The sequence below is a fragment of the Gordonia asplenii genome (genome assembly GCF_012933505.1).
GTDB lineage: Bacteria > Actinomycetota > Actinomycetes > Mycobacteriales > Mycobacteriaceae > Gordonia > Gordonia asplenii.
On record NZ_JABBNB010000029.1, the window covers coordinates 58,911 to 74,813 of the forward strand.

Genomic DNA, 15,903 nt, shown 5'->3' on the forward strand with positions numbered 1-15,903 from the left:
GGCGCGGTCAAGCGCTTTCGAAGGTCGCGGCTAGGCCCTGTCCGCCGCCGATGCACATCGTGGCCAGGCCCGAGCCGCCGCCGCGCCGCTTCAGTTCGTGCAGCATCGTCGTGACCATGCGGGCGCCGGTGGCGCCGATGGGGTGACCGAGCGAGATGCCCGAGCCGTTGACATTGATGCGCTCGGCGTCGCGGAAGTCCCAGCCCTCCAGGACGGCGAGCACCTGCGTGGCGAAGGCCTCGTTGAGCTCGATCAGAGCCTGGGATTCGAGCAGGGCGCGGGTGTCGGTGCCGGCCCGTGCAGCGAGCCGCGCGACCGCGGGTACCGGACCGATGCCCATCCGCGACGGATCGCAGCCCGCTGCCGACCAACCGGTGAGGAATCCGATCGGTTCGAGCCCCAGGGCGTCGAGCTGGTCTTCGGCGACCACGAGCATGCCCGCGGCGGCGTCGTTCTGCTGGCTGGAGTTGCCCGCGGTGACGGTGCCCGACGTGCCGATCGAGCGCAACTTCGACAGTGACTCGGGGGTCGTGTCGGGGCGCACCCCCTGATCGCGGTCGACGACGACCGGGTCGCCCTTGCGCTGCGGCACCTGTACGGGGATCACCTCGTCGGCGAACCGGCCCGACTCCCAGGCGGCGGCCGCGCGCTGCTGACTCTGCGCGGCCCACGCGTCGGCGGCTTCGCGGGTGATGGAGTAGTCGACGGCCAGATTGTCGGCGGTCTCGATCATTCCGCTGATCTCGCCGAACCGCCACACCGGCTGACTGCGCTCCCGGCCGCGGTCGAGACGGTCATACATCTGCACGGTGCCCGCGCGGGCTCCCCACCGGTTGGTGGTGGTGTAGTACTCGATCCGACTCATCGATTCGACGCCGCCGGCCAGCACCGCGTCGGCCGCACCGGACTGGACCATCATCGCCGCGGTGACGACAGCCTGCAGGCCGCCGCCACAGCGTCTGTCCAGCTGCATGCCGGGCACCTCGATGGGCAGTCCCGAGTTCAGTGCCAGCCAGCGGCCCACGCACGGGACCTCGGAGTTCGCGTACGACTGCGCGAACACGACGTCGTCGATGCGGGCCGCGTCGATGCCCGACCGCTCCACGACCGCCTTGACCACCGCGCCGCCGAGGTCCTCGACCGGCAAGTCCTTCAACGCGCCGCCGAAGGTGCCGACGGCGGTGCGGGTAGGCGCGACGATCGCCGCGCGACGGATCGACATCAGATCGCCACCTTGTTGCGCGCGACCAGCTGCGCCGCGATGACGTTGCGCTGGATCTCGTTGGTGCCCTCGCCGACGATCATCAGCGGGGCGTCGCGGAAGTATCGTTCCACGTCGTACTCCTTTGAATAGCCGTAACCACCGTGTACACGGATCGCGTCCAGCGCGATCTGCATCGCGGCTTCGGAGGCGAACAGTTTGGCCATGCCGGCCTCCATGTCGGCCCGCTCGCCGCGGTCGAGCTTCTGCGCGGCGTCCGCGGTGAGCAGGCGCGCGGCCTGCTGCTTGGTCGCCATGTCGGCCAAGAGGTTTCCGACCGACTGGTGCTTCCAGATCTGCTTGCCGAAGGACTCACGCTCCTGCGCGTATTTCACCGCCGCGTTGAGCGAGGCCTGCCCGACGCCGAGCGCGCGGGAGGCCACCTGGATGCGGCCCATCTCCAGGCCGCGCATCATGTGCGCCCAGCCGTTGTTCGGTTCGCCGCTGAGGATGGCGTCGTCGCCGACCTTGCGGCCGGAGAACACCAACTCGCACGCCTCGACGCCGCGGTAGCCGAGTTTCGGCAGCTTCTTGGAGATGAGGAATCCGTCGCCCGGCTCGACGAGGATGACGCTCATGCCCTTGTGTGCGGGCGTCGCCTCACGGTCGGTGATGCACAACAGGCCGAACAGACCCGAGTGAGCCGCGTTGGAGATCCAGGTCTTGGAGCCGTTGATCGACCACTGCCCGTCGTCGCCCTTGGTGGCGTAGGTGCGCATGCCCTGCAGGTCGGAGCCGCCGCTGGGCTCGGTGAGGGCCATGGTGGCGCGGATCTCGCCCGTCGCCATCTTCGGCAGGTACTTCGCCTTCTGCTCGTCGGTGCCGAAGGTACGAATCAGGTAGGTGATCACGGAGTGTCCGCCGACGGCGCCGGCGAGGCTCATCCAGCCGCGGGCGAGTTCCTCGGTGACGCGCGAGAAGCACTCGGTGCTCACGTCGACGCCGCCGTACTCGGCGGGCGCGAGCAGCCCGAAGAAGCCGAGCTCCTTCATCTCTCCGATGAATTCCTCGGGATAGATGTCGTCCTGCTCGAACTCGCGGACCCGCGGGGCCACCCGCTGATCCACGAAATCGGCGACCAGGTCGACCATCTGCTGGTCGTCGGCGGTGAGACTCACGGGATAACCTCCTTAGATTTTATATACAATATATATCACTGGATTGTCCCGGACACAACAGCGCGTTCGGGCACGGCACTCAGCGCCAGAAGCCGCGCTCGGACAGCATCGCCACGGCCCGATCCCCGGCGCGGACGAAGTGCTCCTCCGTCGTCGAACGCGCGCCGGCCTCGTCGCCGCTCGACACGGCCGCGGCCATCGCTTCGTGATCGCGGTTGGCGGTGTCGTGCCAGTGGTCGTGCGACTCGTAGAACCCGATCGGCGCGAACGCTCCGAGCGCTTTGATCTCCGACATCAGGCGTCGCGAGCCGGACGCGAGATTGATGACCCGGTGGAACTGGAAGTTGAGTCGCTCGCGCGCGGCGGCGTCCTCCGCGCAGTCCATCCGCTCGACCGCGTCGAGCATGCGGGTGCGTTCCTCGTCGGTCATCCGCGCCGCGGCCCGGGCTGCCGCCAGCCCGGATACGGCACCGAGGATCCCGTAGTGATCCCGGACGTCGTCGCGCGACAGCGCCGCCACGAACGCGCCGCGGCGCGGCGCGAGTTCCACGACGCCCTCGACGTCGAGGGCGATCACCGCCTCCCGCACCGGAAGCCGACTCACGCCGAGCCGTTCGGCGACGTCGTCCTGGTCGATCTTGTCCCCGGGGCGCAGCTCCCCCGAGAAGATCATCTCCCGGATCTCCAGCATCGCCGCCATCTTCAGCGACGTCGGCAACTTCACCCGGGAATCCGGCGCCGCGGTCATCGGCTGCCGAACTCGGTCCGGATCGCGTCGGTGTGCTCGCCCAGGGCGGGTACCGCCCCGGAGCGCACCGCCCACGTGGTGGCGACCCCCGGCGGCAACAGCGCCGGAACGGGTCCCGACGGAGTGCCCACCTCACGCCACCGGCCGCGATCGCGCAGCTGCGGATGGTCGACGAGGTCGCGCACGGTGTTCAGCCGGGCGTTGCCGATGCCCGCGGCGTCGGCGCGGTCCTGAATGTCGGCGAGGGTGTGTTGCGCGCACCACGCGGCCAGCGCGTCGTCGACCTCGGCGCGGGCCGCGACGCGGTCGACGTTGCGGGCGTAACGCGGGTCGTCGGCCAGTTCGGGCCGGCCGATCAGCGCGGTGAGCTTCGCCCATTCCCGGTCGTTGGTGGTGCCCAGGATCGCGGTCTGCCCGTCGGCGGTGGCGTAGCCGCCGTAGGGGGCGACGATGGGGGCGCCGAGGCCCACCGGCTGCGGCTCGACCCCGGCGTGGATCACGCCGTTGATGGCGAAGCCCATCATCTCGGCGATGGTGTCGAGCATGGCGATCGGGATGACGGCGCCGCGCCCGGTCCGCTCGCGGTCGTACAGCGCGGCGAGCACCGTCGAGTAGGTGTAGAGGGCGGTGCCGACGTCGGCGACCGGGACGCCCGGTTTGGCGGGATGACCCGGGGTGCCGGTGGATGCGCACACGCCGCCCTCCGACTGGATCAGCAGGTCGTAGGCGCGTTTGTGGTCGTAGGGGCCGCCGGTGCCGTAACCCGAGATGTCGACGACGATCAGTCGCGAGTAGCGCTCGGCGAGCTCGGCCGCACCCAGTCCCAGCCGCCCCAGCGCCCCGGGAGCGAGGTTGGAGACGAAGACGTCGGCGGTGGCCAGGATGTCGTGCAGCAGAGCCAGATCCGCATCGGATTTGAGGTCCAGCGCGGCCGATTCCTTGCCGTGGTTGAGCCAGGTGAAATGCGCGGACAGGCCGCCCACCACCGCGTCGTAGTGCCGCGTCGAATCCCCGTAACCGGGTGTCTCGATCTTGATCACGCGCGCACCCAGGTCGGCGAGGTGTCTGGTCGCGAGCGGCGCGGAGATGGCCTGCTCGATGGTGACAACGGTGACGCCCGCCAGCGGGGCGTGCGCGGTGGCGTCGCTCATGAGAATTTCGGCTCCCGCTTCTCCTTGTGGCTGCTGACGCCCTCGGCGACGTCGGGCCCGCCGAAGTGATAGAACTCCAGGCCGAGCGAGGCGTCGAAGATCGGCATCGCCTGCCGGTACCAGCCGTTGAGCGCCATCTTGGTGCCCTGGACGCCCGCCCGGGAACCGGCCGCCAGCTTCCGCGCGATCTCCATCGCGCGGTCCTGCACCTGATCGTCGTCGACGCACAGCGAGACCATGCCGATCCGCTCGGCCTCCTCGCCGGTCAGGATCTCGTTCGTCAGCAGGTGGTATTTGGCCTTCGCCATCGAGGTGAGCAGTGGCCAGCAGATCGCGGCGTGATCGCCCGCGGCCACGCCGAGACGCACGTGGCCGTCGACGATCTTCGCCCGGCGCCCGGCGACCGAGATGTCCGCGAGCAACGCCGCGACGAGTCCCGCGCCCGCGGCGGGGCCGTTGATCGCGGAGATGATGGGCTGCGGAACCTCGATGATGTTGCGCACCAGGTCCCGCGCCTCGCGCATCACGCGGGTCCGCGAGGCGTAGTCACCGATCATGTCTTCGACCAGGTCGAAGCTGCCGCCCGCGGAGAAGGCGCGCTCCCCCGCGCCCCGGATCACCACGGCGCGCACCGACTCGTCGAGCCCGATCACCGGCCAGACGTCGGCGAGCTCGCGGTGCGCCGCCGGCCCTACGGCGTTGAGATTCGGTGCGTCGAGGGTGATCCGGAGAATCCCCTCCTCCGGGGTGTCGATCTTGAGCTCGGTGAACTCGGCGTAGCGACTCACTGCGCGTCCTCTCGGGTGTCGGTGTTCGATCGGGTCCAGCGCTGCGTGATCACAGCGGCGTCGACGAGGTCGCCGGTCGGTGCCTGCGGATCACGCGCGGGCGTTCCACTGAACCTCGGAGCCGGAAACGGATGAAGAACGCCCTCGACGCTGCGGTACACCCCGCGTTCGGCGTTGTGCGGATCCACCGCGGCCTCGTCGAAGGTGAGCACCGGACTGACGCACGCATCGGTGCCCGCGTAGACCTGCGCCCACTGGTCGCGGGTCCGGGCGCCGACGGCGTCGGTGATCAGTTTGCGCAGGTTGCGCCACTCCGAGCGGTCGTCCTGGCCCGGCCAGTCCGAGACGTCGACGCCGAGCCGGGAGACGAACTCGCGGTAGAAGTCGGGCTCAAGCGCGCCGACGGCGATGTAGCCGCCGTCCGCGCACCGATAGGTGTCGTAGAAGGGCGCACCGGAGTCGAGGAAGTTCGTCCCGGGGTCGTCGGAGTACAGTCCGGCGGCACGCAGGCCCTGCAGCTTGGCGGTGAGCGCGGCGACGCCGTCGACCATGGCGGCGTCGATGACCTGTCCCTCACCCGTGCGGGCGGCCGAGACCAGCGCGCACGCGATGCCGTAGGCGCCCATCGCCCCGCCCGCGGCGTAGTCGCCGAGCAGGTTGATCGGCGGCCGCGGGCCCTCGCCGACGCGGGCCATCGCGTGCAGTGCGCCGGATTGGGCGACGTAGTTGATGTCGTGTCCGGCGTCGCGCGAACGCGGGCCGCTCTGGCCGTAGCCGGTCAGTCGCACGTAGACGAGCTTGCGGTTGCGCGAGCGCAGGTCGTCGGGTCCGAGGCCGAGACGTTCGGCGACGCCGGGGCGGTAGCCCTCGATGAATACGTCGGCGCCGTCGGTGAGACGGAGCACCGACTCCCGGCCGGACGGATCCTTCAGGTCCACCGCGACGCTCGCGACGGCGCGGTTGACCACGTCCTTCTCGTCGGTGAGGCCCACCGTCTGGCTCAGGGCGCGGGCCGCGCGGTTGGGCGGACGCACCACCCGCACCACCTCGGCGCCCATGTCGGACAACAGCATCGAGACATAGGGCACCGGGCCCATGCCTGCGAGCACCACGACCTTCACCCCATCGAGTGGACCGACCATATCCCTCTCCCTTTCGACTCCGGCGGTCGCCGGGACTTCAGTACGACCGCGGCAGGCCGAGGACCTGCTGCGACACGTAGTTACGGACCATCTCCTGGCTGAACGGCGCGTTGGGCAGCAGTCGCACCTCACGCAGCAGGCGTTCGATGTGGTACTCCCGCGCGTACGCGTAGCCGCCCAGGGTGGAGAAGCCGCGGTTGGCGGTCTCGTAGCCGGCCTCGGCGCCGAGGTACTTCGCGGCCGCAGCCTCGGGACCGCACGGCTTGCCCTCGTCGAACAGCTTCGCGGCGTTCATGGCGACCTGGCGGGCGGCTTGGATGCGGATCCAGGAGTCGGCGAGCGGATGGGCCACAGCCTGATTCTTGCCGATCGGGCGGTCGAACACGACGCGGTTCTTCGCGTAGTCGGTGGCGATCTCCAGCGCGGCGCGAGCGATGCCGACGCCCTCGAGACCCACCACGATGCGCTCCGGGTTGAGACCGTCGATGATGTAGTTGAAGCCGCGGCCGACCTCGCCGACCACGTCCTCGTCGGCGACGAAGAGGTTGTCGATGAACAGCTCGTTGGTGTCGATCGCCGCACGGCCCATCTTGTCGATCTCGCGGGCGGTGACGTGCTCCTTGTCCATCTCCGCGCAGAAGATCGTCATGCCGCGCAAGGGGTGCTCGTCGTCGCGGGGGCTGGTGCGGGCCAGCAGCAGGATGCGGTGCGCGTTCTGCGCATTGGTGATGAAGACCTTCTGACCGTTGATGACCCAGCCGCCGTCGACCTTCTCGGCCTTGGTCCGGATGCGGGAGGTGTCCACACCGGCGGTCGGCTCGGTGATGCCGAAGGCGAGGAGCATCTCGCCCGACGCGATCTTGGGCAGGTACTTCTTCTTCATCTCCTCGGAGCCGTACTTGACGATCGGCGCGGGCGGGAAGACGTAGAAGTGGATGGCCGAGCCGCCGGACATACCGGCACCCGAGGCGGCGATCTCCTCCATCATCGCGCCGGCCTCCTGCAGTCCCAGACCGATCCCGCCGTACTCCTCGGGGATCATCGCGCCGAGCCAGCCGCCCGCCGCGAAGTCCTTGACGAACTCCCACGGGTACTGATGGTTGCGGTCTTTGTCCAGCCAGTAGTCGTTGTCGTACTTGCGAGCCAGCGCACGGGTCGCCTCGCGGACGACCTCGACGTTGGTTCCGGTCTCGTCGGACATGTCAGTTCTCCTGTCGTGAAAATTCAGTTCTCGCCCGCGTACACGGGAATGGCTTCGAGGGGGGTGGCGGGATCGAGCGAGGACATGTCGCCCGCGTCGGCGCCGAGGAACCGCGCGCGGATCGCGCGGCGCATGATCTTCCCGTTCTTGGTCTTCGGCAGGGAGTCCACCGGGTAGACGGTCGGCGCGAAGGACTTCCCCGCGTTCTCGGTCGCCTTCTGTTGCAGGTCCGACGGTGCCCCGCCGTCGCGCAGCACGGCGAAGGCCACCGCCCGCTGACCGCGGGCCTCGTCGGGGACACCGATGACGGCGACCTCCGCGATGCGGCCGTCGCGCAGCAGCGAGGTCTCGATCTCGGCGGGACCGACGCGCCTGCCGGACAGCTTGAGCGTGTCGTCGGACCTGCCGTGGATGAGCCACATTCCCCGCTCGTCCACCGACGCGAGATCACCGTGCACCCAGACGTCGTCGAACCGGCTCCAGTAGGTGCCCAGGTAGCGCTCGCGGTCGTGCCAGAAGGCGTGGGTCTGCCCGGGGAAGGTGTTGAGCACGGCGAGTTCGCCGATCTCCCCCACCACCTGCGCGCCCTCGTCGTTGAGTACGGCGGCGTGCACGCCCGGGAGTGCGCCGTTGAACGCCGCGGCGTCGGCCGGCAGGAACGGGTAGCCGACGATGATGCCGCCGCCCACCTCGGTCCCGCCGCTGTAGTTGACGATCGGCACCGCACGCTTGCCGATCGCCTCGAACAGCCACCACCAGGTGGGGATGTCCCAGGCCTCGCCGGTGGAGACGAACGAACGCAGCGTCGGTACGTCGGCGAGGGCGTCGTCGCCGGCGGCCCGCAGCGCGCGGGCGGCGGTGGGTGCGATGCCCTGCACGGTGACGCCGTTGCGGTTCACCACGTCCCACATCCGGCCGGCATTCGGGTAGGTGGGCAGACCCTCGATCATCACGATGGTGGCGCCCAGTTGCAGTGGTCCGGTCATCAGCATCGGGCCGACCAGCCAGCCGAGGTCGGTGATCCAGCAGACCACGTCGTCGTCGTGGACGTCGAAGGCATAGCCGAAGTCGACCGCGGTCTTCACGGCGAAGCCGCCGTGGCTGTGCACGATTCCCTTCGGTCGGCCGGTGGTGCCCGACGTGTAGACGATGGCGAGCGGATCGTTCGACTCGGTGTCGGCCACCGGGACCGGCGGATCGGTGGGCAGCTCGTCGAAGTAGACGTCGCGCCCGGCGGTCATGGCGATCTCGGAACCGAGGTGGCGCACGACGACGACCCGGCGCACCGTCGGGGCCATCGCCACCGCGGCGTCGGCGACCGTCTTCATCTCGACGGGCTTACCCCGACGTGTGGTTCCGTCGGCGGTGATCAGCACCGTCGCCTCGGAGTCCTGCAGGCGGGTGGCCAGTGCGTCGGGGGCGTAACCGCTGAACGTCGGCACGACGATCGCACCCAGGTGCGCCGCGGCCAGGTAGGCGACGACGGCCTCCGGCACGACGGGCATGAACAGCACGACGCGATCGCCTCGTCGCACGCCGAGTCCGGCGAGGTTCGCCGCGAAGCGGTGCACCTGCTCCGACAACTCCGCGAACGTCAGCGTGCGTCGCTGCCCCGCATCGCCCTCGTAGACGACGGCGGTCTTGTCGGCATGCGGCCCGACGGCGTGTCGGTGCGCGGCGATGGTCGCGACGTTGATCGTCGCGCCGGTGAACCACTTCGGGAACGGCTTGCCGTCGGACTCGTCGAGCACCGCGTCGAACGGGGTGCTGAACTCGATGTCGAGGTCGGCCACCGCGGCGCGCCAGAACCACTCGGGATCGGCGACGGCTCGACGGTTCAGGTCGTCGACGGACTCGACGTTCCAGCCGCGCATCGCGGCCAGCAGTCGGCTGCGCCCGCGCACCTCGTCGGTGGGTATCCAGGCGAGCGTGTCGGATCGGTTCTCCGCCATCTCGTTTCCTTCCTGCGCGGCCGCGGCCGCATCGTGGGATATCGGTTAGCGCTACGGGTCAGGCCGTCTGGCCCGACTCCTTCGTGAGCATCAGACCGACGCGGGTTGCCTCGCACACGACCTCGTCGCGCTGGTTGATGCCGCGATGTAGGAAGGTGACGATGCCGGAGTCGGTGCGCTTCTTCGACAGTCGCTTGTCCACGATCTCGGTCTCGACGCGGATGGTGTCGCCGTGGAAACACGGCTTGGCGAACTTGATGTCGGAGAAGCCGAGGTTGCCCAGCGTGGTGCCGTAGGTGGTCTCGTGCATCGAGATCCCGCACACCAGTCCCAGGAGGAAGAGGCTGTTCACGAGCCGCTGGCCGTGGATCGAGTTCTTGCTGTACTCCGCGTCGAGGTGCAGCGGCGCCATGTTCAGCGTCATCGTCGAGAACAGCACGTTGTCGGCCTCGGTGACCGTTCGTCGCACCGTGTGCTCGATGACCGAGCCGATCTCGAATTCCTCGTAGTACAGACCCCGCATGGTTATTCCTTCCGTCTCGTCCGGTACATCCCGGTGTGACACAAAGCATATCCGAAAATATATTATATGCGCAAGACCTTCCTGGTCGCCGGAGACTCTCGGCCCGACACTTGTCACACGAAGTGAAATATATTATATCTAGTGTACCGACGAAGGGAATCAAACGTCATGTCCGAGGTCAGCCAGGAAGATTTCGATCAGGTCCACGCGCAGGTGCGTCAGTGGATCCGCACTCGCGTCGTCCCACGGGAGCGGGAGATCGCCGACACCGATGCCATCCCCGAGGACATCCGCCAACAGGCGAAGGACATGGGCCTGTTCGGCTATGCCATTCCCCAGGAGTGGGGCGGCCTCGGGCTGGACCTCGCGCAGGACGTCGAGCTGGCGATGGAGTTCGGCTACACCTCGCTCGCCGTCCGCTCGATGTTCGGGACCAACAACGGCATCGCCGGACAGGTGCTGGTCAACTTCGGCACCGACGAGCAGAAATCCACCTGGCTGGAGAAGATCGCCACCGGCGACGTCGTGGCCTCGTTCGCTCTCACCGAGCCGGGCGCCGGCTCCAATCCGGCAGGCCTGCGCACCAAGGCCGTCCGCGACGGCGACGAGTGGGTCATCGACGGCGAGAAATGCTTCATCACCAACGCGCAGCTCGCCGACCTGTTCGTGACCTTCGCGCGCACCCGCCCCGCCGACGCGAACGGTCCGGGCATCGCCGTGTTCCTGGTGCCCGCCGGCACGCCCGGACTCGACGTCGCACGCCACGACGAAAAGATGGGCCAGCAGGGAGCGTGGACGTCGAACGTCTCGTTCAGCGGAGTCCGGGTGCCCGCCGCCGCGCTGGTCGGTGGCGACGAGGACACCGGCTACCGGGCTGCGATGACCTCCCTGGCACGCGGGCGCGTGCACATCTCCGGGCTCGCCGTGGGCTCGGCCCAGCGCGCGCTGGACGAATCCGTGCGTCATGCCGCCGTGACCACTCAGGGTGGCACCCCGATCGGCGACTTCCAGCTGGTCCAGGCGCATCTGGCGGATATGCAGACCGGCATCATGGCCGGCCGGGCGCTCGCGCGCGACGCCGCGGCCAAGTACGTCTCCGGTGAGGACCGCCGCATCGCCCCGTCGGTGGCGAAACTGTTCTGCACCGAGATGGTCGGACGCGTCGCGGACACCGCGGTGCAGATCCACGGCGGATCGGGATACATGCGGGAGATGACCGTCGAACGGATCTACCGCGACGTCCGGCTGCTGCGCCTCTACGAGGGCACCAGCGAGATCCAGCGCCTCATCATCGGCGGCGGCCTGGTGCGCCAGGCCAAGAAGGACCTCACGTGAGCGTCACCATGCTCGACCGCGCCCAGCCTATCCCCGCCCGACCAGCATCCGAAGGAGCTCAACCATGACCAAGCCACTACTCGAAGGCAAAACCGCCGTGATCACCGGCGCCGCTCAGGGAATCGGCTTCTCGATCGCGCAACAGTTCGCCGCCGAGGGCGCGCGGATCGTGATCGGCGACGTGAATCTCGAAGCGGCGCAAGCGGCCGCCGCCGACCTCGGTGGCGACGCCGTGGCGATCGGCGTACGGTGCGACGTCACCTCCGCCGACGACGTCGCGGCCATGCTCGACGCCGCCGCCGCGGCCTTCTCCCCGGTGAACGTGATGGTCAACAACGCGGGCATCACCCGCGACGCCACCATGCGCAAGATGACCGAGGAGATGTTCGACCAGGTGATCAGCGTGCACCTCAAAGGCACCTGGAACGGCACCCGGCTGGCCGGCGCGGTCATGCGCGAGAACGGAGGCGGCACCATCGTGAACATGAGCTCGCTGTCCGGCAAGATCGGCCTCGCCGGGCAGACCAACTACTCGGCGGCCAAAGCCGGCATCGTCGGGCTGTCCAAGGCCGCGGCCAAGGAGCTCGCACACCTCGGTGTACGAGTCAACGCGATTCAGCCGGGACTCATCCGGACGGCGATGACCGAAGCGATGCCGCAGAAGGTGTGGGACGCCAAGATGTCCGAGATCCCGATGGGCCGGGCCGGCGAGGTCTCCGAGATCGCGTCGGTGGCACTGTTCCTCGCCTGCGATCTCTCCTCCTACATGACCGGCACCGTCCTGGAGGTCACCGGCGGTCGATTCATGTGAGCGACAACGACTTTCCGACGTTCGACGGGTGGGAACCCCACCTCGAGTCCACCGAGGAACTGATCGATCCGAGCCCCGTCGCCGGGCTCGCCGCGCTGTTCGACGACGGGCTGCCGACGCCGGCAGCGGGCGATCCGCTGCCGCCGCTGTGGCACTGGGTCGCATTGCCCCGGTGGAACGCCTCCGGCGGCCTCGGCGCCGACGGGCACCCTCGCAAGGGCGGATTCCTCCCGCCGGTCGACCTGCCGCGGCGCATGTTCGCCGGCGGCCGGGCCGCCTTTCACCGACCGCTCACCGTCGGTGCCGTCACGCGCAGCGAGTCCGAGGTGACCAACGTGGCCGACAAGACCGGCCGTTCCGGGCGACTCGTGATCGTCGACGTCACCCACCGGCTGTTCGACGAGGCAGGCGATCTCGCCGTCGAAGAGGTGCGCAACCTCGTCTACCGCGAGGCCGCGCCGCCGTCGGGCGAGGTCGCCGACGTTCCGACCGAGCAGACGCCGCCCGGCCTACCGCTGCGTCGGATCTCGGAGACGGAGTGGGATTTGCGCACCGATCCGTCGCTGCTGGCCCGATTCTCCGCCGTCACCGCCAACGCGCACCGCATCCACTACGACTGGCCGTACGCCACGCGCGTCGAGGGCTACCCGGGGCTCGTCGTGCACGGTCCGTTGCAGGCGCTCGCACTGCTGGAGACACACCGGCTCGCGGGTGGTCCCGCCATCGTCGAACTGACGCACCGCGGCCGCGCGCCCCTGTTCTGCGGGCAGCCCGCACGGCTGGTCGCAGCCGACGACGGCACGTCGCTCGCTCTCTACGGCCCCGGCGGCACCGACGCCGGACCGAACGCCACCGTCGATGTCGTATTAGGCGCTGGTTGAGCCGGGCCTCCACCCCGCCGGTTGAGCCGGGCCGGAGCGCCAGCGAAGGCCCGTGTCGAAACCACGCAAGCCACCGGTTGCCCGCTCACCCACGGCACTCCCCCACCCCGTCGCTACTCACAAGGAGCGCATCATGACCACGCCCACCGATTCCACCGCGGTTCTCGACGACCTGCTCCGCACGCGGTGGAGTTGCCGCGCCTACCAGGACCGGTCGGTCCCGCGCGAGACGATCGAGCGGCTGCTGACGCTGGCCCAGCGGTCGGCGTCGTGGTGCAACACGCAGCCCTGGCAGGTCATCGTGACCAGCGGCGACGGCACCGAACGATTCCGGACCGCGCTGTCGGAGTGGGCGGCCACCCACGACACCGGGTTCGACTTCGACCCGCCCGTCGAGTACCGCGGCGTGTACCGCGAACGGCGCCGCGCGAGCGGGTGGCAGCTGTACGAGGCCGTGGGCATCGCGAAGGGCGACCGAGTCGCGTCGGCTGAACAAGCGGCGCAGAACTTCCGTCTGTTCGGCGCGCCGCATGTCGCGATCGTGACCACCGACGCGGTGCACGATCTATACGGCGCGGTGGACACCGGACTTTACGTCGGGACGTTTCTGCTGGCCGCACGCAGCCTCGGACTCGGTGCGATCCCGCAGGCGGCGATCGCGAGCCACTCGCAGCTGGTTCGGGAACACTTCGACATCCCCGAGGATCGAAAGGTGCTGCTGGGTATCTCGTTCGGCTACCCGGATGAGGACGCACCCGCGAACGGCTACCGCACCGCCCGCGCCGACCTCGACGAGGTGGTGACCTGGGTCGACCAGTGATACTTCGTCGGTCACAGAACGAGGGCCCCGCCGTTCGGCGGGGCCCTCGTGGTTCATGCTGTGTGTCGTGCCGTCGAGGTCAGGCGGCGGCGAGCTTCTCCGTGAAGAACGGTGCGGCCTCGGCAACCGCGCGGGCCACGTACTGTTCTCCGTCGTAGAAGTCCATGTGGGCGGCGCCGTCGACGATGACGAGCTTCTTCTCGCCCCGTGCCCGCGAGTGCAGCTCGGTCGAATGCCACAGCGAGGCGGCCTCGCTGCCTGCGACGATCAGCACCGGCTGGGTGAGCAGGTCTTCCACCAGCGCGAAGGCGTCGAAGCCGAGGATGCGCGGGATCGACTGCGCGAACAGGTACTTGTTCTGTGCATTCGGGTGCTGTGCGCGCGGAGTCAGGTAGTATTCCGACGCTTCCGCGAGATCGCGGGGCACCTCCGGCGTCACCTCGGCCGGGACGTACGGGAGAGTGGCCGCGTCGCCGCCGGCGGTGGCTTCGACGGTCCGCTGGGCGGAGGCACCGTCGCGGGTGGGAACGGCGTCGGCGTCCGAGCCGGTCCCGTCCCAGCCCTTGCGCCAGGCCGAGCCGATGTTCACCGCGGAGACGGTGCCCACGGCCTTGATCCGCGCATCGACCTTGGTGGCCGCCACGGCGTAGCCGCCGCCGGCGCACACACCCCAGGTGCCGATGCGTTCGGCGTCGACGTAGTCCAGGGACTGCAGGTAGTCGACGGCGGCACTGATGTCGGCGACGCGGGCGGCCGGGTCTTCGAGGAAATGCGGCTCTCCGCCGGACTCGCCCTGGAAGGAGGCGTCGTAGGCGAGAGTGACGAACCCCTCCTCGGCCAGCTTGCCCGCGTAGAGGCCTGCGGTCTGTTCCTTGACGCCGCCACCGGGATGGACGACGACGAGTGCGGGGTAGGTCTTCGCGGCGTCGAATCCGGCGGGCAGGTTCAGTTCGCCTGCCATTGTGATGCCGTTGTTTCCGAACGTGACTGCGGTCATGAGATTTCATGCTCCTTCAGTGGTGACTTCCGAGCCTGTGCTCGTTGGGTGATACCCACCATGCCGGGGCCGCGCGACGCGTGACAGAGGCCCGTTTCAGGGGTACCGGCAGCACCTGTCACGCCGCCGCCGGCCTGCGTAGCGTGCGAGTATGGCGATCACGTGGGTGATCACCGACAGCCAACCGGACCCCCGCTGGTCGCCGACCAGCGGCTGTCGACCTCGAACACCGATAGGAGCAATCGATCATGCCTCTCGACACCGCCCTCACCACCGCCCTCGGCGACGCCCAGGAGATCGAGATCACGAGCTACCGCAAGGACGGCACGCTGCGCCGCTGGGTGCCCGTCTGGTCGGTGCCCGTCGGCGACGCCGTCTATCTGCGTTCGGCCTTCGGCATCGACGGTGGCTGGTACAAGTGGGCCTCGATCAAGGGCATCGGCCGCGTCCGCGTAGGCGACCTCGAATCGGACGTGGCACTGGTCCTCGACACCGGCGAGGAGGTCCAGCAGCAGGTCGACGACGGCTTCTCGAGCAAGTACCGCAACGGCGGCGGCGCGTTGCGCACCATGATCACCGAGCCGGCGCGGTCGGCGACGCTGCGCCTCGAACCGGTCGGGTAGCGAGAGACACCTGCCCGGACCATCCGACGATGTCGAAACGTCCCAAAACGCCGGACTGCCGCTCTGCCTCATCGGGGACTCCGGTACCGGCAGAAGTCACCTGCTGACCGGCCTGGGCATCGCCGCAGCCGAGCAAGGCTTCCGGGGCCGCTGTACCCTCGCCATCAACTTAATAAACGAGCTCGTCGAAGCCGCAGACGACAAGCAGCTCGCCAAGACCATCAATCGCCACGCACGCGTTGACTTGCTCATCATCGACGAACTCGGCTACATGGAACTCGACCGCTACGGCGCCGCACTCCTCTTCCAAGTCCTCACCGAACGCGAGGAGAACAACTGCGTCACCATCGCCGCCAACCAATCCTTCTCCGGCTCAGCCCACACTCATCCAGAACTGGGCGGGTTCACCTCGCCCCGGATCTTGGACACGGGGTATGCTGCGGATTCAGTGGAGAAGACGATCGTGGACCGCCTGTCCGAAAGCGCGGAAGCCGAGTGAACATAGAACGTCGGGCAGGACGAGACCACGCCGTAGCGCAAGCTGACACCTCA

At 68.8% G+C, this 15,903-nt stretch carries 15 protein-coding genes and 1 pseudogene; 6 read left to right on the forward strand and 10 right to left on the reverse strand.

The window, feature by feature from the left end:
• Window positions 1-7 precede the first annotated feature (7 nt).
• The 9 genes from HH308_RS22560 to HH308_RS22600 all read right to left on the reverse strand — a co-directional run bounded on the left by HH308_RS22560 (window position 8) and on the right by HH308_RS22600 (window position 9,884).
• Window positions 8-1,216, reverse strand: coding sequence for an acetyl-CoA C-acetyltransferase (locus HH308_RS22560; protein ID WP_312870816.1), 1,209 nt, complete (start codon window positions 1,214-1,216; stop codon window positions 8-10).
• 5 nt (window positions 1,217-1,221) lie between these two features.
• Window positions 1,222-2,379 carry an acyl-CoA dehydrogenase family protein gene (locus HH308_RS22565; protein WP_170196499.1) on the reverse strand — a complete coding sequence of 386 codons (1,158 nt, stop codon included), beginning with the start codon at window positions 2,377-2,379 and terminating at the stop codon, window positions 1,222-1,224.
• A gap of 79 nt (window positions 2,380-2,458) precedes the next feature.
• Window positions 2,459-3,127, reverse strand: coding sequence for a GntR family transcriptional regulator (locus HH308_RS22570; RefSeq protein WP_170196500.1), 669 nt, complete (start codon window positions 3,125-3,127; stop codon window positions 2,459-2,461).
• Complete coding sequence (locus tag HH308_RS22575) at window positions 3,124-4,278, reverse strand: CaiB/BaiF CoA transferase family protein (protein WP_170196501.1); 1,155 nt, start codon at window positions 4,276-4,278, stop codon at window positions 3,124-3,126. The genes HH308_RS22570 and HH308_RS22575 overlap by 4 nt, the downstream gene beginning before the upstream one ends.
• Complete coding sequence (locus HH308_RS22580; RefSeq protein WP_170196502.1) at window positions 4,275-5,066, reverse strand: enoyl-CoA hydratase/isomerase family protein; 792 nt, start codon at window positions 5,064-5,066, stop codon at window positions 4,275-4,277. Before HH308_RS22580 ends, HH308_RS22575 begins: the two co-directional genes overlap by 4 nt.
• Window positions 5,063-6,208 (reverse strand): CaiB/BaiF CoA transferase family protein, encoded by a 1,146-nt coding sequence (locus tag HH308_RS22585; RefSeq protein ID WP_170196503.1) that lies wholly within the window; start codon window positions 6,206-6,208, stop codon window positions 5,063-5,065. Before HH308_RS22585 ends, HH308_RS22580 begins: the two co-directional genes overlap by 4 nt.
• A 37-nt stretch (window positions 6,209-6,245) precedes the next feature.
• On the reverse strand, window positions 6,246-7,409 hold the full coding sequence (locus HH308_RS22590) for an acyl-CoA dehydrogenase family protein (protein WP_170196504.1): 1,164 nt from the start codon (window positions 7,407-7,409) through the stop codon (window positions 6,246-6,248).
• A gap of 23 nt (window positions 7,410-7,432) precedes the next feature.
• Complete coding sequence (locus tag HH308_RS22595; RefSeq protein ID WP_170196505.1) at window positions 7,433-9,361, reverse strand: AMP-binding protein; 1,929 nt, start codon at window positions 9,359-9,361, stop codon at window positions 7,433-7,435.
• Between the two features lie 58 nt (window positions 9,362-9,419).
• A complete protein-coding gene (locus HH308_RS22600; protein WP_170196506.1) occupies window positions 9,420-9,884 on the reverse strand; it encodes a MaoC family dehydratase in 465 nt (154 codons plus the stop codon).
• A gap of 168 nt (window positions 9,885-10,052) precedes the next feature.
• Between HH308_RS22600 and HH308_RS22605 the strand changes: the two genes are divergently transcribed.
• From HH308_RS22605 to HH308_RS22620, 4 genes are all read left to right on the forward strand, one after another.
• Entirely contained in the window at window positions 10,053-11,219 is a 1,167-nt protein-coding gene (locus HH308_RS22605; protein WP_170196507.1) for an acyl-CoA dehydrogenase family protein, read from the forward strand.
• Window positions 11,220-11,283: 64 nt separating this feature from the next.
• Entirely contained in the window at window positions 11,284-12,030 is a 747-nt protein-coding gene (gene fabG / locus HH308_RS22610) for a 3-oxoacyl-ACP reductase FabG (RefSeq protein ID WP_170196508.1), read from the forward strand.
• The gene (locus HH308_RS22615) at window positions 12,027-12,911 is read left to right on the forward strand and encodes an HTD2 family dehydratase (RefSeq protein WP_170196509.1); all 885 of its coding nucleotides are present in this window, start codon (window positions 12,027-12,029) and stop codon (window positions 12,909-12,911) included. Before fabG ends, HH308_RS22615 begins: the two co-directional genes overlap by 4 nt.
• Before the next feature lie 133 nt (window positions 12,912-13,044).
• Complete coding sequence (locus tag HH308_RS22620) at window positions 13,045-13,731, forward strand: nitroreductase (protein ID WP_170196510.1); 687 nt, start codon at window positions 13,045-13,047, stop codon at window positions 13,729-13,731.
• A 79-nt stretch (window positions 13,732-13,810) separates the two neighbouring features.
• Here the strand turns inward: HH308_RS22620 and HH308_RS22625 are convergent, their stop codons facing one another.
• A complete protein-coding gene (locus HH308_RS22625; protein WP_170196511.1) occupies window positions 13,811-14,728 on the reverse strand; it encodes an alpha/beta hydrolase in 918 nt (305 codons plus the stop codon).
• Window positions 14,729-14,976: 248 nt separating this feature from the next.
• On the opposite strand from HH308_RS22625, the gene HH308_RS22630 reads away from it, so the two are divergent.
• Window positions 14,977-15,351, forward strand: coding sequence for a DUF2255 family protein (locus HH308_RS22630; RefSeq protein WP_170196512.1), 375 nt, complete (start codon window positions 14,977-14,979; stop codon window positions 15,349-15,351).
• A gap of 52 nt (window positions 15,352-15,403) precedes the next feature.
• Window positions 15,404-15,850: pseudogene (locus tag HH308_RS22635) on the forward strand (ATP-binding protein); the annotation flags it as partial.
• Window positions 15,851-15,903: the final 53 nt, after the last annotated feature.